Source organism: Marinobacter sp. JSM 1782161 (genome assembly GCF_011421605.1).
Taxonomy (GTDB): domain Bacteria; phylum Pseudomonadota; class Gammaproteobacteria; order Pseudomonadales; family Oleiphilaceae; genus Marinobacter_A; species Marinobacter_A bohaiensis.
On sequence record NZ_WSSA01000004.1, the window covers coordinates 1 to 20,022 of the forward strand.

At 65.6% G+C, this 20,022-nt stretch carries 23 protein-coding genes; 12 read left to right on the forward strand and 11 right to left on the reverse strand.

Going from position 1 to position 20,022, the window contains the following annotated elements; translation table 11 throughout:
- The 3 genes from tssI to GQB00_RS16400 all read right to left on the reverse strand — a co-directional run.
- A partial coding sequence (gene tssI / locus GQB00_RS16390; RefSeq protein ID WP_165857134.1) for a type VI secretion system tip protein TssI/VgrG occupies positions 1-869 on the reverse strand: 869 nt, incomplete at its 3' end.
- A 252-nt stretch (positions 870-1,121) separates the two neighbouring features.
- Entirely contained in the window at positions 1,122-1,640 is a 519-nt protein-coding gene (locus GQB00_RS16395; protein WP_111498578.1) for an Hcp family type VI secretion system effector, read from the reverse strand.
- 275 nt (positions 1,641-1,915) lie between these two features.
- Positions 1,916-2,590 (reverse strand): haloacid dehalogenase type II, encoded by a 675-nt coding sequence (locus tag GQB00_RS16400; protein ID WP_165857135.1) that lies wholly within the window; start codon positions 2,588-2,590, stop codon positions 1,916-1,918.
- Between the two features lie 139 nt (positions 2,591-2,729).
- Between GQB00_RS16400 and GQB00_RS16405 the strand changes: the two genes are divergently transcribed.
- From GQB00_RS16405 to GQB00_RS16425, 5 genes are all read left to right on the forward strand, one after another.
- Positions 2,730-3,962 carry an alpha/beta hydrolase gene (locus GQB00_RS16405; RefSeq protein ID WP_323127297.1) on the forward strand — a complete coding sequence of 411 codons (1,233 nt, stop codon included), beginning with the start codon at positions 2,730-2,732 and terminating at the stop codon, positions 3,960-3,962.
- Positions 3,949-4,851, forward strand: coding sequence for a LysR family transcriptional regulator (locus tag GQB00_RS16410; protein WP_165857136.1), 903 nt, complete (start codon positions 3,949-3,951; stop codon positions 4,849-4,851). The genes GQB00_RS16405 and GQB00_RS16410 overlap by 14 nt, the downstream gene beginning before the upstream one ends.
- Positions 4,852-4,999: 148 nt before the next feature.
- Positions 5,000-6,217, forward strand: coding sequence for a multidrug effflux MFS transporter (locus GQB00_RS16415; RefSeq protein WP_165857137.1), 1,218 nt, complete (start codon positions 5,000-5,002; stop codon positions 6,215-6,217).
- A 177-nt stretch (positions 6,218-6,394) separates the two neighbouring features.
- The gene (gene tpx, locus GQB00_RS16420) at positions 6,395-6,892 is read left to right on the forward strand and encodes a thiol peroxidase (RefSeq protein ID WP_111498339.1); all 498 of its coding nucleotides are present in this window, start codon (positions 6,395-6,397) and stop codon (positions 6,890-6,892) included.
- A gap of 173 nt (positions 6,893-7,065) precedes the next feature.
- Positions 7,066-8,352 carry an MATE family efflux transporter gene (locus tag GQB00_RS16425; RefSeq protein WP_165857451.1) on the forward strand — a complete coding sequence of 429 codons (1,287 nt, stop codon included), beginning with the start codon at positions 7,066-7,068 and terminating at the stop codon, positions 8,350-8,352.
- On the opposite strand, the gene GQB00_RS16430 is transcribed toward GQB00_RS16425, so the two are convergent.
- Positions 8,349-8,774, reverse strand: coding sequence for a thioesterase family protein (locus GQB00_RS16430; protein ID WP_165857138.1), 426 nt, complete (start codon positions 8,772-8,774; stop codon positions 8,349-8,351). The two genes, GQB00_RS16425 and GQB00_RS16430, sit on opposite strands and share 4 nt — an antisense overlap.
- A 129-nt stretch (positions 8,775-8,903) precedes the next feature.
- On the opposite strand from GQB00_RS16430, the gene GQB00_RS16435 reads away from it, so the two are divergent.
- Positions 8,904-10,547 (forward strand): MBL fold metallo-hydrolase, encoded by a 1,644-nt coding sequence (locus GQB00_RS16435; RefSeq protein ID WP_323127298.1) that lies wholly within the window; start codon positions 8,904-8,906, stop codon positions 10,545-10,547.
- Between the two features lie 3 nt (positions 10,548-10,550).
- Here GQB00_RS16435 and GQB00_RS16440 read toward each other — a convergent pair whose 3' ends face one another.
- Positions 10,551-11,087, reverse strand: a complete 537-nt coding sequence (locus tag GQB00_RS16440; RefSeq protein ID WP_111498341.1) for a macro domain-containing protein — start codon at positions 11,085-11,087, stop codon at positions 10,551-10,553.
- A gap of 302 nt (positions 11,088-11,389) precedes the next feature.
- Between GQB00_RS16440 and GQB00_RS16445 the strand changes: the two genes are divergently transcribed.
- The 4 genes from GQB00_RS16445 (at position 11,390) to GQB00_RS16460 (ending at position 14,598) form a co-directional block, all read left to right on the forward strand.
- A complete protein-coding gene (locus GQB00_RS16445; protein ID WP_111498342.1) occupies positions 11,390-11,767 on the forward strand; it encodes a DUF4398 domain-containing protein in 378 nt (125 codons plus the stop codon).
- Positions 11,768-11,787: 20 nt separating this feature from the next.
- On the forward strand, positions 11,788-12,576 hold the full coding sequence (locus GQB00_RS16450) for an OmpA family protein (RefSeq protein WP_111498343.1): 789 nt from the start codon (positions 11,788-11,790) through the stop codon (positions 12,574-12,576).
- An 86-nt stretch (positions 12,577-12,662) separates the two neighbouring features.
- Positions 12,663-13,046: a DUF2784 domain-containing protein gene (locus tag GQB00_RS16455; protein WP_165857139.1), complete on the forward strand. Its 384-nt coding sequence runs from the start codon at positions 12,663-12,665 to the stop codon at positions 13,044-13,046.
- Positions 13,047-13,131: 85 nt separating this feature from the next.
- Positions 13,132-14,598, forward strand: a complete 1,467-nt coding sequence (locus GQB00_RS16460; RefSeq protein ID WP_165857140.1) for a succinylglutamate desuccinylase/aspartoacylase family protein — start codon at positions 13,132-13,134, stop codon at positions 14,596-14,598.
- 39 nt (positions 14,599-14,637) lie between these two features.
- Here the strand turns inward: GQB00_RS16460 and GQB00_RS16465 are convergent, their stop codons facing one another.
- Entirely contained in the window at positions 14,638-14,970 is a 333-nt protein-coding gene (locus GQB00_RS16465) for a DMT family transporter (protein WP_111498346.1), read from the reverse strand.
- A gap of 279 nt (positions 14,971-15,249) precedes the next feature.
- Between GQB00_RS16465 and GQB00_RS16470 the strand changes: the two genes are divergently transcribed.
- Positions 15,250-15,765, forward strand: coding sequence for a carbohydrate-binding protein (locus tag GQB00_RS16470; protein WP_111498347.1), 516 nt, complete (start codon positions 15,250-15,252; stop codon positions 15,763-15,765).
- Here the strand turns inward: GQB00_RS16470 and GQB00_RS16475 are convergent, their stop codons facing one another.
- Entirely contained in the window at positions 15,766-16,167 is a 402-nt protein-coding gene (locus tag GQB00_RS16475; protein WP_165857141.1) for a group III truncated hemoglobin, read from the reverse strand. It abuts the gene before it with no gap.
- Between the two features lie 105 nt (positions 16,168-16,272).
- Complete coding sequence (locus tag GQB00_RS16480; RefSeq protein ID WP_111498349.1) at positions 16,273-16,911, reverse strand: MarC family protein; 639 nt, start codon at positions 16,909-16,911, stop codon at positions 16,273-16,275.
- Positions 16,912-17,069: 158 nt separating this feature from the next.
- On the opposite strand from GQB00_RS16480, the gene GQB00_RS16485 reads away from it, so the two are divergent.
- Positions 17,070-17,939, forward strand: a complete 870-nt coding sequence (locus tag GQB00_RS16485; RefSeq protein WP_165857142.1) for an alpha/beta fold hydrolase — start codon at positions 17,070-17,072, stop codon at positions 17,937-17,939.
- Here GQB00_RS16485 and GQB00_RS16490 read toward each other — a convergent pair.
- The 3 genes from GQB00_RS16490 to GQB00_RS16500 form a co-directional block, all read right to left on the reverse strand.
- Complete coding sequence (locus tag GQB00_RS16490; RefSeq protein WP_111498351.1) at positions 17,936-18,838, reverse strand: DMT family transporter; 903 nt, start codon at positions 18,836-18,838, stop codon at positions 17,936-17,938. The two genes, GQB00_RS16485 and GQB00_RS16490, sit on opposite strands and share 4 nt — an antisense overlap.
- Positions 18,839-18,954: 116 nt before the next feature.
- A complete protein-coding gene (locus tag GQB00_RS16495) occupies positions 18,955-19,260 on the reverse strand; it encodes a hypothetical protein (RefSeq protein ID WP_111498352.1) in 306 nt (101 codons plus the stop codon).
- Between the two features lie 82 nt (positions 19,261-19,342).
- On the reverse strand, positions 19,343-19,972 hold the full coding sequence (locus GQB00_RS16500; protein WP_111498353.1) for a TetR/AcrR family transcriptional regulator: 630 nt from the start codon (positions 19,970-19,972) through the stop codon (positions 19,343-19,345).
- Positions 19,973-20,022: the final 50 nt, after the last annotated feature.

The following is a 20,022-nucleotide window of genomic DNA, read 5'->3' on the forward strand; positions in this document are numbered from 1 at the left end:
TCCCCTTCCCCCACGCTGGCGTCGGCGCGCAGGCCGTCGAGTCTTGCCTGGGTGTAGGCCTGGCCGGACTGGTCGGCCTTGAAGCGGCCCGGGTAGTCGTAGTGTTCGTAGTCGGTGCGCTGGTTGTCGAGATCCGCGGCGTTGGATTCGTGCTGCAGGGCGTAGGCGGGGTTCTGGAAGGTGTAGTCCTTCATCGCCACGCCGGCGACGGCGACGCTCTCGGTGTACTCGAACTTGAACACGCAGGGCGTCTTGTGGGTGCCGCCGGACGTGGCGTTGTAGCCCACCTCGGGCAGCTCCGGGGCGTCCCGGTGGTGGTCGGCGATGACGATGGGCTGGCCGGCGGTGGCGGCGTCGAAGCGGTAGTGCCAGCCTTCCTCGGCGGCCAGGCGCTGGAGGAAGGCCAGGTCGCTCTCGCGGTGCTGCACGCAGTACTCCCGCTCGGCGGGGCGGCGCTGCAGGTTGAAGGTCTTGTCCACCAGGCCGCGTTCGTCCAGCAGGGTGCCGAGAATAGTATCCGGGGCCTGCTGCTGGAAGATGCGGCTGTTGTGCATCAGCCCCAGGCGCCACAGGGCGGGTTCGATCTTCACCTCGTAGCGGGTGCGGCGGTGGCCGCTGGCGCCGCGGCGGAAGGCGCTGACCACGCCCTGTACCCCGCGTAAGGCCTCGCCGTCCTGCCAGATCACCAGGTCGGCGGCCTGGTCCAGCACGTCTACGGCCTCGATGTCGGCAAACGAGCTGGCCAGCTTCAGGGTCAGGACAAAGGGCTGGGACAGGCGCTCGGTCAGCTCGAACTCGACCACCGCGAAGGTGTCGTCCGGCAGGCTGCCGAGGCGGGCCGTGAACTGCAGGCCTTGGGGTAGGGACATGCTATTCATCCTTGAACTGGAAAAACCGCGGTCTCGCTTTTGAGAAGACGAAGATGCTTGCCCTTCGCGCTCTCAAAAACGGGCTCAACCTTCCCGTCACAGGGGATTCGGACGGTCACTTGCCTCCTGCAAGTGGGTCGACTGAGTCTAACCGATCCGGGCGACCGCTTGTGTAAGCAATCGTTGCCCGGACCGGTCAGGCGACACGGACGCCCGGATCCATCGATCCGGGCCCGTGCACGCGGTCGGGCCTTAGGCCTCGACCGGGGAACGCCAGTCGTCGGAACCGGAGGTGCCGGCGATGCCGTGCTCCCAGGTCACCTTGCGGTAGGCCAGGGACACTTCGACCAGCTGGGTGAACTCGGTCTTGGCCGCGTCCTGGCAGTGCGGCATGGTGCAGTCGATGTTGATGATGGTGGCGTCTTCCAGGATGGTGGAGAAGAAGTGCTCCTGCTTGCCCTCAACGGAGGTGCGGTACCACTTCAGCTCGACCTTGGGCAGCATCTCGCCGGAGGCCAGGGCGTTGTACATCAGCGGCGTGGCCTTGTTCAGGGCGGCGGTGAACTTGAACGGCTTGTGCACGCGCTGGCCGGACGGCTGGCCGGACTGCGGGTCGGTCGGGACGGTAACGGTGTGGTCGAACTGCTGGACCAGCACTTCGTCTTCGTGGCCTTCGACGTAGATGTTACCGACCGAATCGGCGGTGAAGGCACCGGCGGTGATGTTGCCCTGGGTCTGGCCTTCGATGCTGATATAACAAGGGGTTGGCATGGGGTCTGCTCCGTGACGTGGAGGGGGTGTCAAGCTACTGCGTTCGTGGCGCTTGAAAACCCCTCTTAGCGATTGAATAAGTGATTCCCTTCGCAAAGGGTCCACTCTGAGAGACAAGTCCTGTGCCAGAAAAAGAAAGGGCAATAAAAACAAATGCCTAACACTACCCCGCTCGATTCACCCACCGGTCGCCGGGCAACAAGTTGCTCAAATCGAGCAAGATCTTGCTTGATTGGGCAACAAGTTGCTCACCGGCAAGTGATCCGGCTTTCTGTCTAGCCGAATTGCTCGAGCACTTCCGGCAACGCCTGCAACCCGTGAATCACGGCTGAGGGCGCCAGCTCCCAGTCGTCAAACGGCTGGTCCAGATCACGCTGCACCCAGATGGCCATCAGCCCGGCGGCACGGGCGCCGATCACGTCCCAGGCATTGGAGGACACCAGACACAGGGGCTGGTCGAAGGCGCCTGTGGCGCGGCGGGCGTAGGCGTACACCGCCGGGTCCGGCTTGAAGCTGCGGACGGCATCCACCGATACCAGACCATCCAGATGATCCAGCAGGTCGTTGGCGCCCAGAACCTGTTCCAGAGCCTCCGGCGTGCCGTTGGAAAAGGCAAAGCAGGGGTATTCCCCCGCCAGCTCCTTCAGCACCGGCCCGGCGTCGGCGAACGCCGGCAGGCTCAGGTAGGCCCGCATCAACTTATCTTCCCGCGCCCTTGCCAGATCGATGCCATAGCTGGCCATCGCCGTGCGCAGGGCCTGTCGGGTGCAGGTGCCGAAATCGGCGTAATCCCGCATCAGGCCGCGGCGGAAGCTGAATTCCAGCTGCTTCTGTCGCCACAACCGGCTGACGGCGGCGGCCCGCTCGCCGCAATCGTCGCGCAGGTGGTCGACCATACCCTGGGGGTCGACCAGGGTCCCGTAGACATCGAAGGCAAGATGGATTGTCATAGGTGGTTCCTGTGCCCGGTTTTCATCCAGTTTGGGGTGCGGCAACGTAAAGGCCCGCACCCCTGTGATAAAGGAAGACGCCGTCCCAGTGTACGCCATTGAACCCGCTGTCCGATTACCACGCCGACTCCGCCGCCTTGTGGTCAGCCTGTCCCTGGTCTGGCTGTCCGCCTGCAGCGCGACGCCATCCCTGTACCAACCCGCGCCGCAACAGCTTGGGGCACCGCCCATCAACGATTTCGATGCCTATTCCCGGGACGTGCGCCAGCACCTGGACCACTACCTGGTGCCGGTGGACGGCTTTCCGCGCGCCGATCAGGTGGTCTGGAACATGCCTTTCGAAGCCAGCCCTGCGGCACATTGCAGCGGCGAAAGGCAGCGTATCGGCCTGCTGCTGGTGCACGGGCTGAGCGATTCGCCGTATGTGTTCCGCGATCTGGGCCAGGCGCTGGCCGAGCGCTGCGTGCGGGTCCGCACCCTCCTGCTGCAAGGCCACGGCACCCGCCCCGGCGACATGGTGGAGGCCGACGCCGAGGTCTGGCGCGCCCAGGTGAACACCCACTTCGCAGCCCTGGCCGACGAGGTGGATCACGCCTTTATCGGCGGCTTTTCCCTGGGTGGGGCGCTGGCCACCGAGCGAGCCCTGGACGCCAATCAGCCCGCCCCCGCCGGATTGCTGGCCCTCGCCCCGGCCTGGGAGCTCAACGGGCTGCGCAACTACCTGTGGCTGGCGCCCATCGCTTCGGTGTTCAAGGATTTTGTTGAGGAGGAGCCGGAGCTGAACCCGGTCAAGTACGAGTCCATGGCCATCAACGCGGCGGCCCAGGTGGCGGACGTGCGCGCCCGGGTGCAGGAGGAACTGGACGCCCGCGAGCGGATCGACCTGCCGCTGATGCTGGTGGCCACCGAGGCGGATTCGGTGATCAACCTGGCCTTCCTGGCTGACCAGTTCCACCGGCGCTTCGCCAGCCCCGCCAGTCGTATGCTGGTGTATCGGGACACCCGCGACGACGCCACACTGCCGGACGATCCGCGCATCACCGTGCGCAACAGCTATCTGCCGGACCAGCGCATTCTGGAGATGTCCCACATGTCCCTGAACAACGCGCCGGACAACCCGCTCTACGGCCTCGACGGTCCGCTCAACCGCTGCCTCGAACCCAACGGCCTGAGCCTGGACGACTGCGACGCGCTGGGCCCGGAAGACCTGTGGTTCAGCGCCTGGCACGAGGGCGCCCGGGACGTGCCCACCAGCCGCCTGACCTTCAACCCCTGGTTCGACGAACTCGCCGGCGGCATCCGCCACTTCCTGGACGACGCCCTGGCCGCAGGGGAGGAATCGCCCTACACTGCGATTCATGAACTCGATTGATCGGTTGAACCTCGACACCCGTGCGCTCGACGTGTTCCTGGCGGTACTGGACGCCGGCAGCGTGTCGGCCGCGGCGGTCAGCCTCGGGGTCAGCCAGTCGGCGGTGAGCCACACCCTGGACCGCCTGCGCCAGACCCTGGGCGACCCGCTGTTCGTCAAGGCCGGGCGCGGCATCACGCCCACCCCCTACGCCCTGCGCACCGGCCCCCACGTGCGCCAGATCCTGCAGGAACTGCGCAACCTGCCGCTGGGGCCGCCGTTTGCACCGGCCGATACCCACCTGACGCTGACCGTGGCCGCCAACGACTACCAGCGCGACCTGCTGCTGCCGGCGCTGTCGCGCGTCCTGGAGCGGGAGGCGCCCGGCATCGAACTGCACGTGGTGCCCTCGGGTATACCAACCCCGGACCGGCTGCGTCGGGACCTGTGCAACCTGATGATTTCGCCGCATCCACCGCCCGCCAGCGATATCCTGCAACAGCGTCTGCTGGACGATCGCATGGTGGTTTTCTACGATCCGGCGCAACGCGACGCCCCGGCCGATCTGAACGACTACCTGGCCAGCCGGCACATTTCCATTGTCTTCAACACCGGCGAGCGACTGGGACTGGACGACGCCATGGCGGCCCAGGGTATCCACCGCGACGCCGCGGTGACCGTATCCAACTTCTCCGGGCTGGCCGCCTTCCTGCGCGGTTCCGATCTGCTGGCAAGCGCGCCGGCGCGGCTGCACCAGGGCATGATGCGGGAATTCGCCCAGGCGTCGCTGCCGTTCAACCATCGCCCGTTCAGCCTCTACATGCTCTGGCACCAGCGCTACCAGGACGACCCCGCCCACCGCTGGATCCGGTCGCAGTTGCTGGACGTCGCCGGTCGTCTGCCCGCCTGATCGCCAACATACCGATCGATTCTGTTCATAGGTAGAATGAGCGCCCCGGGCGTTATCCCGCCGGATGACTCCCGTATGCTTCGGTTTCGTACCCTTTGTCTTTCAAACCCATTTCACGGCCAGCGGCCCAACCGGAAAACCCTGCACCATGCTGTCACTGACCAGCCTGTCCACGACCCTATTGCTGGCGGCCACCGTCGCGCTGGGGCCGCTGGCCACCGACATGTACCTGCCGGCCATGCCGCAGATGGGCGAGCTGCTGGGCGCCAGTACCGGCCAGGTGCAAATGACCCTGAGCCTGTATATGGCCGGCTTCGCCCTGGCCCAGTTGATCTGCGGGCCGCTGGCGGACAGCCTGGGACGCAAGCCGGTGATGATCGGTGGTCTGCTGCTGTTCACCGTGGCGAGCGTGGGCTGCGCCCTGGCCACGGACATCGAAGGCCTGATGCTGTGCCGTTTCCTGCAGGCCCTGGGCGGCTCCGCCGGGCCGGTGCTGGGACGCGCCGCGGTGCGGGATATCCACAGCCCCCGTGAAGCCGCGCGCATCATGGGACTGATGGCGGCGATCATGGGCCTGGCGCCGGCGCTGGCCCCGACGCTGGGAGGGCTGCTGCTGGCCGCCTCCGGCTGGCCGGCGATCTTCCTGGCCCTGGCCGGCTATGCCCTGCTGATGGTCACGCTGATCGCCCTGCGTCTGCCCGAACCGCTGCCGCTCCATTACCGCCAGCCGCTGCGCCCGAGGCCGCTGCTGCGCAACTACGGCACGGTGCTGCGCGACCGCTCGTTCCAGGGGTATGCGGTGACCAACGCGCTGGTGTTTTCCGGGCTGTTCGCCTTCCTGTCGGGGTCGTCCTTCGTGCTGATTGATTTCCTGGGGGTCAGTCCGTCCGCCTTCGGCGCCTATTTCTCGGTGATCGTGTTCGGCTTCGTCTCGGGCAGCTTTCTGTCGGCCCGACTGGCGCGGCGGTTCTCGCCCGATCAACTGCTGCGCGCGGGATTGGGCATCGCCGTCCTGGGAAGCGGCCTGATGGCGGCACTGGCATGGGCCGAGGTGTTCACCCGGATGGCGGTGATCCTGCCGCAGATGCTGTTCATGATCGGTGTCGGCCTGACGCTGCCCCAGACCCTGGCCGGCGCCCTGGCGCCCTTCCCGCATATGGCCGGGTCCGCTTCGGCCATCTACGGCTGTCTGCAGATGAGTGCCGCCGCCCTCACCGGCCTGCTGGTGGGGCACTTCCACAACGGCACCAGCCAGACCATGGCCACGGTGATCGCCATCTGCGCCCTCGCCGCCGGCCTCAGCTACCTGTTGCGGGCGGCACGGCAGCCGGCGCCCGGCTTCGATGCCGCACCCAGCCACGGTTGATTCTCGGCCCCCGCGTCCCCATACCACAGGACAGTTCAGGTAAAAGAGCTAGACTGACTAGACTTTCTGCCATCCGGGACCGGATTACGGTTTCACCCGAAAGTCTCATCATCCATCCCGCCGCGCCTGCGGTACAAAGCGGATGGCCTATCAGGAAAAATCCCAAGGAGTGTTCGAATGAGCAAGGTGACCCTCGACAGCAACCCGATCGACGTAGCCGGCCAGTTTCCCGCCAAGGGCGATAAGGCACCGGACTTCAAACTGACCACCGGCGGCCTGGAAGATAAATCCCTGAGCGCCTGGAGCGGCCAGCGCAAGATCCTGAACATCATCCCCAGCATTGATACCGGCGTGTGCGCGGCCTCCACCCGCAAGTTCAACGAGAAAGCCGGCAGCCTGGACAACACCGTGGTGCTGGTGGTCTCCGCCGACCTGCCGTTCGCCGCGGGCCGTTTCTGCGGCGCTGAAGGGCTGGATAACGTGGAAACCCTGTCCACCTTCCGCAACGACCAGTTCCGCAAGGACTACGGCGTGGCGATCGAGAGCGGCCCGCTGGCCGGCCTGTGCTCCCGGGCTGTGGTGGTGCTGGACGAGAACGACACCGTGATCCACAGCCAACTGGTCGGCGAGATCAAGGACGAGCCGGATTACGACGCGGCCCTGGCCGTGCTGTAACGCTTCCCATCGGGGTTTGCCGGCGACCGTACCGGCAAACCCCACTCTCCCCCGTCTCCAGGGACTGGTAGACTGCGCTCCCAACGCATCCGTTACCGCTCAACGCCCCGGAGACCGACACCGTCGTGAATCCCGCCCTGGACAACCGTCCCCTCAGCCGCCAGTTGCTGGTCATGACCTGGCCCATGCTGTTCGGCGTGCTGTCGCTGATGAGTTTCCAGCTGGTGGACAGTATCTTCATCGGCCAGCTGGGCCGGGATCCGCTGGCGGCGCTGGGTTTCACCGTGCCCATGCAGCAGCTGATCATCGGCCTGCAGGTGGGTCTGGGCATCGCTACCACCGCGATCATCTCCCGCACCCTGGGCGCCGACGACGTGGCGCGGGCCGAACGCCTGGGCGGCCTGGTGGTGATCATCGGCGGCTCACTGGCGCTGCTCCTGCTCGTCGGCCTGTGGCTGGGCCGGCACGGGATCATGGGGCTGCTGGGCGCCGAAGCGGACCTGATGCCACTGATCTCGGCCTACTGGGTGCCCTGGCTCGGCGCCGCCTGGATGGGTGCGATGGCCTACTTCGGCTACAGCGTCAGCCGCTCCCACGGCGACACCAAACTGCCCGGCTATATGATGGTGGTCACCAGCCTGGTCAACATCGCCCTGGATCCGCTCTATATCTTCGTCTTCGGCTGGGGTCTCCCCGGCGCCGCCATGGCCACCATCACCGCTTTCGGCATCAGTTGCCTGGTGGTCTATCCCAAACTGCTCAAACGCGGCTGGCTGCGCTTCGATCTGTCGGCGCTGGCGCTGGGGCCGGCCATCCGCCAGTTGGGCGGGATCATGGCGCCGGCCATGATGAGCCAGTTGATGCCGCCCATCGCCGCCAGCCTGGCCACCGCCCTGGTCGCCGGTTTCGGCACCGCTGCCGTGGCCGCCTGGGGGCTGGGCACGCGGCTGGAGTTCTTCTCCATCGTGGTGGTGCTGGCGCTGACCATGTCGCTGCCGCCGATGATCGGGCGCCTGCTGGGCTCGGGTGACATCGACCGCATCCGCGCGCTGGTGCGCATCAGCGTGCGCTTCGTGGTGGTCTGGCAGCTGGCGATTGGTCTGATCTGGCTGGTGCTGTCTGGGCTGGTGTCGGAACTGTTCAGCGCCGACGCCTCGGTCACCGACATCCTGCACAGCTACCTGGTGCGGGTACCGCTGAGCTACAGCGGGCTGGGGGTCTGCATGCTGATGGTGTCGGTGTGCAACGCGCTGGGGCTGTCCATGCGGGCGCTGCTGATCTCGGTGCTGCGGCTGTTCGCGTGCTTCCTGCCCTTCCTCTGGGTGGGCTCGCAAATCGGCGGTATCGACGGGCTGCTCAGCGGCGCGCTGATCGGCAACCTGCTGGCCGGCACCCAGGCCTATCTGTTCTACCGCCAGGGCATGCGCCGACTGCAGGCGACGCCGGCTCCGGCTACCTAATCAAACTTCGCGCGAAAGGCCGCTGGCATGGGCGCGACCTTGCGCCGGGAATAGTCGAAGAACACGAATCCGTACTTGGCCATCGCCACCGCCTGGCCAGTGTCTGCCTTGGTCACCCGGAACACGAAGTCCCCGCCGTACCTGTTGAAATCCAGCAGGCCAATCTCGAAACGCAGCTCATCCGGGTAGAAGGACTCCCCCTGGTACATGGTGGCCAGATCCGTGACGATGATGCCGACCCCGTCGCGATCCGTTTCCTCGACGCCGTAATGGGCCAGGAACTGCGCCCGGGCCTCGGACAGCATGGAAATCAGGGCGTCGTTGCCCAGGTGGTTGGCGCCGTTGATGTCGGTGATCCGCACCGGCAGGGAAGTGGAAAAGATAAAGGCATCATCGGGAAACGACAGTTGGACACGGGCCATAGGGCAATACTCTGATCATGGGGTCAAAACGCCAGTGTACCGGTCCCGGGCCAAGACCGCAGTCGCAATCCCGCTATCGAGCCGCTATGGTGAGAGCAGTTCCGATCCACTGAGCGTGACAACAACACCATGATGCAACCACGCCCTGCCTCCACGCTGGCCCTGCTGCGGGACAGCGCCGACGGCTTCGAAGTGCTGATGCTGCAGCGCAGCCGCAAGGCCGCGTTCCTGCCGGGATACTACGTCTTCCCCGGCGGCGCGGTGGATGCCGGCGACGCCGATTCAGGACTCGCCGCCTTCGCCGACGGCCACGACGAAGCCTCCGCGCGGGAACTGCTGGGTGTGGAACATGATGCCCTGGGTTATCTGGTCGCTGCCATCCGGGAATGCTTCGAAGAAGCCGGCCTGCTGCTGGCGCGGGACGACGCCGGTCAGCATCCGGGCCCGGCCCACCCCGTGCTGGCCAGTGCGCGGGAGCCGGTGACCCGGGGCGAGCTGTCGCTGGCCGCTCTGTGCGACGCCCATGGTCTGCGCCTGCCGCTGGACGAGATGATCTACATCGACCACTGGGTCACGCCGCCGGGGGCGCCGCGCCGCTTCGACACCCGTTTCTTCCTGACCCGGGCGCCGGCGGATCAGGTACCCGCCCACGACGGCCGCGAGACCATCAACCATTGCTGGCTGACGCCGCATGACGCGCTGACCCAGCACCGCGCCGGCAAGCGCCAGTTCGGCGCGCCGACGCTGACGGTGCTGCGTCGCCTGGCCCGCTTCAACAACGCCGCAGACGCGCTGGACGACGCCCGCCGCCGCAAACCCAAACCGTTCCCGACGGAACCCTGGCCGGCGCGCAAGAACGGCGATCCGATCCTGCTCCACCCCGGCGACGCGGCCTACCCGGAAGTGCGCAAGCGCGATCCCCAGGCCTACGGCCAGCTTGAGGCCCGGATCGAGCCCGGCCAGTGGACGCCGATCGGCGAGAGCATCTGGCGGCTGACCGTCCCCAACCCCAGCGTAATGACCGGCCCCGGCACCAACAGCTACCTGATCCGCGATCCCGGCGGCGATCTGGTGATCGATCCCGGACCACACCACGAGCAACACCTGCACCGCCTGCTGGATCAGTGCGGCGGCCAGCTGCGGGCGATTCTCGTGACCCACACCCACGGCGACCACAGCCCCGGCGCCCAGGCTCTCAAGGCCGCCACCGGCGCGCCGCTGATCGGCCTGCCGCCGCCCGCCGACGGCCACCAGGACCTGACCTTCCGTCCCGATCACATCCCCGCCGACGGCGAGACGATCGAGCTGGATGGCACCCGGCTGAAAATCCTGCACACACCGGGACACGCCTCCAACCACCTCTGCTTCCTGCACGAGGGCGAGGGCATGCTGTTCTCCGGCGATCACATCATGCAGGGCTCGACGGTGGTGATTAACCCGCCGGACGGCGACATGACGGACTACCTCAACGCCCTGATGAATCTTCTGGAAGAAGAGATGGAGTGGATCGCCCCGGGGCACGGCTTTCTCATGGCCTACCCGCAACTGGTGATCGACCTGCTGGTCACCCACCGCCTGAGTCGCGAGCGCAAGGTGGTCCGCGCCCTGCGCAAGGTTGGCCCGGCGCCGCTGGAGACTCTGGTGGGCGAGGCCTACGCCGACGCCGCCACCGCCCTGCACCGCATGGCCGCGCGCTCACTGCTGGCCCACCTGCTCAAGCTGGAGAAGGACGGCCGGGCGCGCCGCGAGGGCGACGACTGGGTCCTGTGCTGACGCTCAGTCCGTCAATCCCCGCAACACCTGATTGTGCATCTCGGCATCGGCATCGCTGAACAGCACGAAGCGGATCCGGCGCACCGATGCCAGCCCGAAGCACTCGTCCCAGAGCGTGTGCAGCGCCACCCCGGCGGCATCCGCCATCGGGTAGCCGAACACGCCGGTGGACAACGCGGGAAAACCGATTGATGCCAGCCCCTCCGACTCCGCCAACCGCAGCGCGTTGCGGTAACAATCGGCGAGCAACTGGTCGGAGGGCTGGTCCACGCCGTAGACCGGTCCCAGGCAATGGATCACGTAATCGTTGGGCAACCCGAACGCCTCGGTGATCACCGCCTGCCCCGGCCGGATCGGCGCCAGAGGCCGGCAGGCCCGGTCCAGCTCCGGCCCCGCCGCCCGATGAATGGCCCCGGCTACGCCGCCCCCGGGCCGGAGCTCGGCGTTGGCGGCGTTGACCACGGCATCCAGATCCGCCTGCCGGGTGATATCGCCCCGCACGCATTCCAGCGTCACCGGGCCTCGAACGCGTTCCCCCATGATTCCTCCCTGGCGTTGCTCGAACGACTGATGACCATTTCGTAAGCCTTTGAAAAAGCGCGTCAATCAGCGCTTTCAGGCGATTATTTCATACGTCGATGGGTGCGACCTGACCGGTGTCATTGCACATTTTTCATACAAACTAACGACCTGCCTGCTATTTTTAAACGTACCCTCGGTGGGCACAAGGCCCCGTTTTCCGGGGTCTGGCCCGACGATGACACCGCGCTTCCAGCGCGGCCAGTGATCCAAGAGATGGTGATTTCAAACACCGTGACTTCAGAAACACAAGGAGAAGGTGCATGAACAGGCATCACGAGAAAGCCAGACTGGCACTGGTGCTGGGCCTGGCCGGTTTCATGGCGGCCTGCGCCAGTTCCGGAACAATGCCGAGTGAGGACAAGAGCGCCGCTGAAGGCGCGATCCGGCAGGCGGAAACGTCCGACGCCCGCGATTACGAGCCGGTATTACTCAACCGGGCACAGAATAAGGTGGCGGACGCCCAACAGCTGATCGACGCGGAGAAGTTCCGGGAGGCCGAAGACCTGCTTGAGCAGGCCACGGTCGACGCCGAACTGGCGGCGGCGCGGACCGAGACCGCCAAAGCCCGCGAAGCCGTCGATGAGATCAACGAAAATATCGAGCAGCTGCGCCAGCAACTCAACGCGGCTCAACAGTGAGCGGATGCCAGGAGGTTACGATGACTAAACGGATATTGATGTCAGGTTCCGCGGCGACCCTGGCCCTGTTGCTGTCAGCCTGCGCCAGCGGTCCCGCCCAGAATGCCAAGGTAGATGAAGCACGCTCCGCCTACCAGGCCATCGAGGACGATCCCTACGTTGCCCGCGCGGGGTCGACCCAATTGCGCCAGTCTGAACTGGCCTTGAAGGAGGCCGATTCCCTGCTCGAAGAGGGCGCCGACACCGATCGCGTGGAACAGGCCGCCTATCTGGCGCGCAGCCATGCTGAAATCGCAAGCCAGCAGGGCGAAAGAGCGCGCCTGCAGGAAGAGATCGCCTCGGCGCAGAGCCGCCGCGAGCAACTCAAGCTGCAGCAGGCGCAGTCCGAGGCCGACCGTCTGCGCGCGGAGATGGAGGCCCTGCAGGCCGAACAGACCGAGCGAGGGATGGTGCTGACCCTGGGCGACGTGCTGTTCGATGTGAACAAGGCGGATCTCAAGCCGGCCGGCGAACGTACGGTCCAGCGACTGGCCGATTTCATGGCCGAATACCCGGAGCGTCGGGTGCGGGTCGAGGGTTACACCGATAGCACCGGTGCGGCCAGCTACAACCAGCAGCTGTCCGAGCGTCGGGCGGAATCGGTGCGCAACTCGCTGATGCTGGAAGGCATCGACTCTGGTCGCGTCGAGGTGATCGGCCACGGTGAGGATTATCCGGTGGCCAGCAACGACACCTCCAGCGGACGCCAGCAGAACCGGCGCGTGGAGATCGTGATCTCCGACCAGCAGGGGATGATCAAGTCCCGCTAGGTCCTGTGCCAACTCATTCACTAACCCAGCAGACCCTGGCCCGCCCGTGATCATTACGGGCAGGCCGGGAGCCCGGTGATGCGACCATGGGGTGGCGGCTCGCCGCGGATGCGGTCCTGATCGCGCATCTCGCGTTCATCCTGTTTGCCATATTCGGCGGGCTGGCCGTGCTCTGGCGCCGCTGGTTACTGTGGCTGCATATCCCCACGCTCGCCTGGGCCACCCTGGTCATGCTGAACGGGTGGCTCTGCCCGCTGACGCCGCTGGAAATCGAACTGCGCCAGCTCGCCGGCGACGCGGGCTACCAGGGCAGCTTCATTGCCCATTACCTGTTACCACTGATCTACCCACCCGGTCTGACGCGCCCCGTACAGATCCTGCTCGGCGCGGGCGTGTTCGGCTTCAACCTGCTGGTGTACGGTGGGCTGCTGTGGCGAATACGGAGGCGGCGAAAGACAACAGGATCTTAATGGTCGTCACGGCCGGCAGCAGGCAGAATAGGCCCTTCCAAGACATTGACCGACCCGCCACGACACGACGGGAGACCCCGCAGACATGACGTTGGACCGCAGTACCGTTTACCGCCCGCGCCGCTTTCTGGCCCTGTTGGGTGCGCTAACTTTCAGTGCCGCCCTGCACGCCCAGGACCCGGCGCCCGAACAACCTCACCCGGTGGAGGTACCCGAGGACGAAAGCGTCGAGGACATCGAAGCCAGCCAGGACCCGGGCGCCACAGACAACGCCGACTCAACCGAGGCGGAGGCTGATCCGGCCCCGGAGCCCCAGCCGGAACAGGCTACCCAGGTTGCGCCCAACGTCGATCTCAAGGAAGTCGCGCCCACCCCGGAGCCGGTGAAAAAGGCCACGTCGGACACCGCTTCCCAATCATCCGGCGATACCACATCGCCGGACAGCCCGGAGCCCGCCGCGGACGACACGCCGACGACGAAGACCGAACAGCCATCGGCCGAGACACCCGAGACGGCCACCGCCCCCGACACGGGAACGAGCACAGGCACCGAAGCACCGGCCGAGCCCGCCCCTCAGGCCAAACCGCTGGTCATCCTGGGTTCGGAGGTCAGACCGGGCACCTCCACCCGGCTGGGCTGGACCCCGGACACCACCATGGCCGGACTCAAACAGCCCACCCCGGTACTGGTCATCAACGGCGCCCAGCCGGGCCCCAATCTGTGCCTGACCGGCGCCGTGCACGGCGATGAGCTGAACGGCATCGAGATCATCCGGCGAGTGATGTACGACATCCAGGCCGAGGAGCTGAGTGGCCGCCTGATCGGGATTCCCATCGTCAACCTGCAGGGCTTCCAGCGCGGCTCGCGCTACCTGGCCGACCGTCGCGACCTGAATCGCAATTTCCCGGGCGACCCCAACGGCAGCCTGGCCTCGCGCATCGCCTACTCGCTGTTCAACGACGTGATCAAGCACTGCGATATGCTGGTGGACATCCACACCGGCTCACTCAAGCGCAGTAACCTGGCCCAGTTGCGGGCGGATATGCACAACGACGCCGTCGCCCGCTTTACCGAGGGCTTTGACCAGATGGCCGTGGTCCACAGCCAGGGCAGCCCGGGCATGCTGCGCACGGCCGCCACCCGCAACGGCATTACGGCGGTCACCATGGAAGCCGGCGAATCCCTGCGTATCCAGGAGGAACAGATCAAGGCGGGCGTCAACAGCATCAACAGCCTGCTGGAGAAACAGGGCATGATGTCGCGGCTGTTCGTGTGGGGCAAACCCGAGCCGGTCTACTACAACTCCAGCTGGATCCGCGCCACCCACGGCGGCATCCTGGTGAGCGATGTGGAGCTGGGGCAGGAAGTGGTCGCCGGGGAAACCCTGGGGATCGTCACCGATCCGATCACCAACGCCCAGCATCCGGTCCGGGCGAAACAGGACGGCCGGGTGATCGGCATGGCGGTGGACCAGGTGGTGATGGCCGGCTTTGCCGCCTACCACATGGGCACCGAAGCGCGCGGCCCGGAAGAACCGCTGGAAGACGAGTAAACGGTTCGCGCCGGGACAGTGGTCCCGGCGCCGGTCGCCTCAGTGGGGCGACGCGCTGGAGAAAATGTTGAGCACCATCACCCCGGCGACAATCAGCAGGATGCCGATGATGCCAGCCAGATCCATCGCCTGGCCGAACACCAGCCAGCCAATCAACGTGATCAACGCCACCCCGGCGCCGGCCCAGACCGCGTAGGCAATGCCAACAGGAATCGTGCGCAGGGTGATGGCCAGGAAGTAAAAGGCCAGTCCGTAACCGACCACCACGATCACCGACGGCCAGAGCCGGGAAAAACCTTCAGACGCCTTCAGGGCCGACGTCGCCACCACTTCGAAGCAGATGGCCGCGGCCAGCATGAGCCAATGTTGCATGGTCCAGACTCCTCTCTAACCAGTGGCGCCGCGCCAGTATCGTTGCGCCAAACCAATCCCGTGACACAAATCAATGGGGAGCCCGACAGGGTACCCGAGGCATTATCAGGCGGCCAGCGGGACAACTACGGAGTCGTTCCACGCGGGTCGGGCGGGAATCCATACCGGCGTCATTCCCGGCTTGATCCAAATGCGGTTAGCGGGCAGTCTTGAGACCACAACAACGAGCCAACTCTCCGGCCCGGCCGTTCGCGGCCCGACCAGACCATACGGAATGCCATGATGCGCCTTGCCCTGACCTGCCTGATCGCCCTGCTCACCGCCGTCGCCCTGCCCGTCCAGGCCCTGGAACGCAATTGCACCCCCGAGGACAACACCTGGCTGCCGTCGCGCTACTACGACGTGGGCCAGATCGTGTTCTACGACGGCCAGTGGTACGCCGCCCGCGAATGGCAGGAAGGACAGCGCCCCGACGGCGGCGGTTTTGCCTGGAAGCCGCTGGACCAGGCGCCGGAATGCGATGCGCCGCAAAAAGCGGTCGAGTCCGGCGCGAATGGCGCGGCACCGGCCACGTCAGCCGAGGGTGGCAGCAGCGTGACAGGCGATACCCCAGCGCAGACCGACTGCAAGCCGGCGCCGGTCTGGACCTTCTCGGAAGCCTACAGCGTGGGCCAGTGGGTCACCCATGAAGGACGGATCTACCGCGCCACCCGCCCCAGCAATGGCGACATGCCCGGCGTGGCCGAGCCGCCCCACTGGGCACCGGTGACCGCCGACTGTCCCGCCGGCTCCTGATCAGGAGCCGGTATTGGCCGACTCCAGTTCCCGGTCCCGGGCCGCCAGCCAGCGGGCCAGGTTGCGCAGGATACGTCGCGCCAGCTTGCGCGCCTTCTCGGTGTAGGGGCCTTCGAAGTGGATGTCGAGGGTGTGATTGAAGTGATCAAACCAGAGTTCGAAATGTTCGCGGCTCAACGGGAAATGATCGTGTAATTTCTCGTGCTTTTCGATCATGTTGCGGTGGTAGGTGTCCTTGCCCAGCAGCATCTTGCACCAGTAGCCCTCGATCAGCGGCAAGTGATCGGCCAGGTGCACGCCCGCCACCTCCGTGAAGACAGGCTCCATCACGGGATCGTCCAGCAGACTGGCGTAGAACAGCTGCACCATGCGATGGATCGCAGCGGGATTGTCGAGATCCATAAGCCCTCCGCCCCGGGATCGGTTTACGGCGAACTCCTGATCATAACGCACAACCCCGGAGATCCGTCACCCGCAAATCCATCGCCTCCGTCTATGAACCCGCTGTCACCCGCCTATCAGCCCGGAAGTACTGATAAATCCCGAAATCCCGGACATCACGATTTCCGCCGCCATGGCCGACAGGATCAGGCCACTGATCTTGGACATAATGTTCAGACCGGTCTTGCCCAGGGCCTTCTCCAGATAGCCGGACAGGTACAGCAATACCGCCAGCGCCAGCAGCCCCGTCACTAGCCCGAGGACACCACCGGCGATCTCCGGCGCCGTGGTCAGTTCCGCACCGTAGACCAGGATGGCACCGATGGTGGCCGGCCCGATGATGATGGGAATCGCCAGCGGCACCACGGCAATGTCGTCGCGGTCCTCCTGCGGCAGGCTGGTGGCGTGGTTGCGGGTGCCGCTGTTGACCAGGCTGATGGCGGTCAGGAACAGCAGCGAGCCGGCGCCGATGCGGAACGAGTTCAGGGTAATGCCGATGGCCTCGAACAGCACCGGGCCGGCAAAAAACAAAGCCAACCCCAGGATCAGCGCCGCCAGCACCGAACGCTGGATCACCTTGGTCTTGTGGGCCTTGTCGTCCCCCCGGGTCAGGGCCAGGAACATGGTCACCACAAAGAAGGGCGCCAGCAGGAACAGGAAACGGATGGCACTGCTCAGGTAGGTGGCCAGAAACGTCTGCAGCATGGTGTCCTCAGGGAACAAAAGAGTGTCTTTTCAAAAGGGTGCAGACATTAACCTAGCCTCTGATGGGCCACTATGCGTAGTTATAACCAGCCCTTTCCATACACCGGTGTACTGTGGGAAGCTGCCTGCCAACAATAAACAACCGCTGGAGTATGAACATGTCCCTCAGCAGCCCCCGCAGCCTGAACACGCCCCGCGGCCGGTTCGCCTACCGGGAGGGCGGCGACCCCGACGGCCAGCCGCTGGTGATGATCCACGGCTGGCCGGAAAGCAGCTACTGCTGGGCCGCCGTCGCGGAACACCTGGACCCGCGCTACCGGATCATCGCCCCGGATCTGCGCGGGCTGGGCGACAGCGATCGCAGTGACGGCCTGGCGCACTACCGCAAACAGGCCTTGGCCGGGGACGTGATCTCACTGCTGGACCCGTTGGGAATTGAGGACTTTTTCCTGGCCGGCCACGACTGGGGCGGCGTGGTGGCCCAGGAAATCGCGCTGGCCGCTCCGGAGCGCGTGCGCAAGCTGGTGATCATGAACATCGCCATCATCAACAACCGCAAGGGCAACCAGGAAGTGATCGACACGGTGCGCGCCGGCAGCGCCAGCGTGTACTGGTACCAGCATTTCCTGCAGACGCCGGACCTGCCGGAGGCCATGATCCCCGGCAACGAGGAGCCGTGGCTGCGCCATTTCCTGCGCGCGGCCCACGGTCGGACCTTTCCGGAGGAGGCCCTGCAGGAATACGTGCGCATGTTCCGGATTCCCGGCACCGCGGGCGCCAGCGCCAACTACTACCGCACCTTCCGCGACGACGCCAAGCGCTGGGCCAGCATCGCCGGCCACGTCTGGCCCATGCCCGGCCTCTACATCTACGGCAACCGGGACAAGGTGATCCTGCCGCAGTACCTCAACCACATCGAGGACTGCTTCGAGTCCATCCACGTGGAAGAAGTGGACGCCGGGCATTTCCTGCAGGAGGAGCAGCCGGCCGAGGTGGCCGGCCATCTGGATCGCTTCCTGGCCGACTAATCCGACTTGGTCGCGACGGCCTCGGCGCGGTTCGCGGAGGCCGGGCGCCGGAACAGCACGACATTGCCCAGCAACGCCAGACCGGCGCCCAGAATGGCCGGCCAGGTCCACTGGAAACCCTCCAGCCAGGTCGATACGCTCAGCGCCACGACGGGAAACAGCACCGTGGCGTAGCCGGCGCGGTCGGCGCCGAGCACGCGAATCACCGTCAGATAACTGTAGAAGGCGACGATGGAGCCGGGAATGGCCAGGAACAGCGTCGCGCCCCAGAAGCTTCCGGCCGTGGGGACCTGCCAGTCGACACCTTTGACCAGGCACCACACGCCCAGGATCACCGCGCCGTAGAACATGGCCCAGGCGTTGCCCGCCAGCAGCGGCACCTCTGCCGCCCGTACCTTCACGCTGATCAGGTTGCCGAAGGAAAACCAGTAGGTGCCCGCCAGGGCGAAGCCAATGGCGGCCAGGGTCGCATCACCCAGTTGCAGATCGTGCCAGAACAGCAGCGCCACGCCGGTCACACCCAGGGCCACGGCCGGATAGAGACGCCGGTTGGGCGTCAGGCGCAGCAGCAGCCAGCCGTTGAACGCGTTGAACAACGCTGCCAGCGAGAACACCACCGCCAGCAGGCCCGAGGTCATGGTTTCGGCGGCACGGTAAATCAGCAGGAAGTTGACGCTGTAAAGGGTCAGGCCCTGCAGCACCAGCCAGCGGTGCTGCACCAGGCTCAGTCGCGGCAGCTGGCGCGCCAGCTTGAGCACGCCCAGGGTCACCGCCGCCGCCAGCACGAACCGGTAGAACACGGACAGGTCCACCGGCGCCGACTCCACCTGCAGACGGATCGCCGTCCAGGTCAGGCCCCAGATCAGGACCGTCAGGGCGTAATGGGCGGCGATGGGCATAGGTTACGTCCTTGTCGCGAAATCCTGGAAACAGGACGCAAAGGTTAGCGCAACCAGCGGGAAATTACTGCTTTATGAACGGGGCTGCCGGCGACAGGCAGCCGCCCCGGATCCGATCAGGAGTTGGACAGGATCTCGACGATCTCCCGAGTGTCGCGAATCACGCGGTAAATCCTGTCTTCGATGCGCACACGGTCATAGCGATCGTCCAGATGGTGGACATCGCCATAGCGATCATAGTCGTGCGGCAGGTGGTCGCCCCGGTGCAGTTTCTTCTGCCAGCCCGGCGGCAGCGACTGGCCGCGGTCGACCTTCTTCTGCAAGCCTGGCGGCAGGTTATCATCGTGATGGTGGCGATCACCGGCCTGGGCCAGTCCAACGGCACCCAGCATCAGCGTAGCCGCCAGTAAAAAGCGTTTCATGGCGATGACTCCCTAACAATGGCCAATGCCACGAAACCTACCACGAGCGGCCGTTATGGCGCCCTTACCAAAATGTAAAGCACTAATCGGTCAGGTTCTCCCGCCGCTCCATCACAATCCGCGAGATCATATCTTCCACACGGCGGATATCCTCGCCCTCGTTGCCATGCCCCGTAAGCACCACCTGGGCGCCGATGGTGGCCACGTAAAGCAGCATCGACAGGTCGCGAATCCGCTCGGGTTCGCTGTTGAGGTTCTGGAACAGCAGGCAGTTCTGGTTCATGCGCGACTCGTCCACCTCCTGAACCAGTTGCGCCGCGTAGTCGTTGCGCCGGGCAAAATCGCGGACCGCCAGCTCCACCTGCAGGCGACGCACATTGCGCGCCGAATCGGTCAGCATCAGACGCAGGATGTCGCGCAATTCTGCCTCGGGATCATCCCCCTTGGGCTTCCAGTACTGCAGCTCGTGGAAACGCCGGTCGCGCCAGCGATTGAGGAAGCTGACCACCAGATCCTCATGGTCCTTGAAATGCCAGTAGAAACTGCCCCGGGTGACGCCCAGCTTCTTGGAGAGGGTCAGCACCCGCAGCTGGCCGAACCCGCCCGCCGCCACTTCGCCGGCCGCAGCATCGAGCCAGTCGTCCCGGGTCAACTGGGCCTTGTCGCCGTCGCTCTTGCGGCCGCGTTTGCTTCGTTGGGTTGCTTCGCTCATTCGGTGTCCACTGCCTCTCCATCAATCTGGCCGGGGATTCTACAGCATAG

Coding starts and splice junctions, on each gene's coding strand:
- GQB00_RS16480 (WP_111498349.1), bottom strand. CDS start 16,911: ATGCTGCAGACGTTTCTGGCCACCTACCTGAGCAGTGCCATCCGTTTC.
- GQB00_RS16460 (WP_165857140.1), top strand. CDS start 13,132: ATGACGTTGGACCGCAGTACCGTTTACCGCCCGCGCCGCTTTCTGGCC.
- tpx (WP_111498339.1), top strand. CDS start 6,395: ATGAGCAAGGTGACCCTCGACAGCAACCCGATCGACGTAGCCGGCCAG.
- GQB00_RS16490 (WP_111498351.1), bottom strand. CDS start 18,838: ATGCCCATCGCCGCCCATTACGCCCTGACGGTCCTGATCTGGGGCCTG.
- GQB00_RS16485 (WP_165857142.1), top strand. CDS start 17,070: ATGTCCCTCAGCAGCCCCCGCAGCCTGAACACGCCCCGCGGCCGGTTC.
- GQB00_RS16430 (WP_165857138.1), bottom strand. CDS start 8,774: ATGGCCCGTGTCCAACTGTCGTTTCCCGATGATGCCTTTATCTTTTCC.
- GQB00_RS16495 (WP_111498352.1), bottom strand. CDS start 19,260: ATGAAACGCTTTTTACTGGCGGCTACGCTGATGCTGGGTGCCGTTGGA.
- GQB00_RS16435 (WP_323127298.1), top strand. CDS start 8,904: ATGATGCAACCACGCCCTGCCTCCACGCTGGCCCTGCTGCGGGACAGC.
- GQB00_RS16445 (WP_111498342.1), top strand. CDS start 11,390: ATGAACAGGCATCACGAGAAAGCCAGACTGGCACTGGTGCTGGGCCTG.
- GQB00_RS16425 (WP_165857451.1), top strand. CDS start 7,066: ATGACCTGGCCCATGCTGTTCGGCGTGCTGTCGCTGATGAGTTTCCAG.
- GQB00_RS16450 (WP_111498343.1), top strand. CDS start 11,788: ATGACTAAACGGATATTGATGTCAGGTTCCGCGGCGACCCTGGCCCTG.
- GQB00_RS16400 (WP_165857135.1), bottom strand. CDS start 2,590: ATGACAATCCATCTTGCCTTCGATGTCTACGGGACCCTGGTCGACCCC.
- GQB00_RS16440 (WP_111498341.1), bottom strand. CDS start 11,087: ATGGGGGAACGCGTTCGAGGCCCGGTGACGCTGGAATGCGTGCGGGGC.
- GQB00_RS16475 (WP_165857141.1), bottom strand. CDS start 16,167: ATGGATCTCGACAATCCCGCTGCGATCCATCGCATGGTGCAGCTGTTC.
- GQB00_RS16410 (WP_165857136.1), top strand. CDS start 3,949: ATGAACTCGATTGATCGGTTGAACCTCGACACCCGTGCGCTCGACGTG.
- GQB00_RS16465 (WP_111498346.1), bottom strand. CDS start 14,970: ATGCAACATTGGCTCATGCTGGCCGCGGCCATCTGCTTCGAAGTGGTG.
- GQB00_RS16415 (WP_165857137.1), top strand. CDS start 5,000: ATGCTGTCACTGACCAGCCTGTCCACGACCCTATTGCTGGCGGCCACC.
- GQB00_RS16500 (WP_111498353.1), bottom strand. CDS start 19,972: ATGAGCGAAGCAACCCAACGAAGCAAACGCGGCCGCAAGAGCGACGGC.
- GQB00_RS16455 (WP_165857139.1), top strand. CDS start 12,663: ATGGGGTGGCGGCTCGCCGCGGATGCGGTCCTGATCGCGCATCTCGCG.
- GQB00_RS16470 (WP_111498347.1), top strand. CDS start 15,250: ATGATGCGCCTTGCCCTGACCTGCCTGATCGCCCTGCTCACCGCCGTC.
- GQB00_RS16395 (WP_111498578.1), bottom strand. CDS start 1,640: ATGCCAACCCCTTGTTATATCAGCATCGAAGGCCAGACCCAGGGCAAC.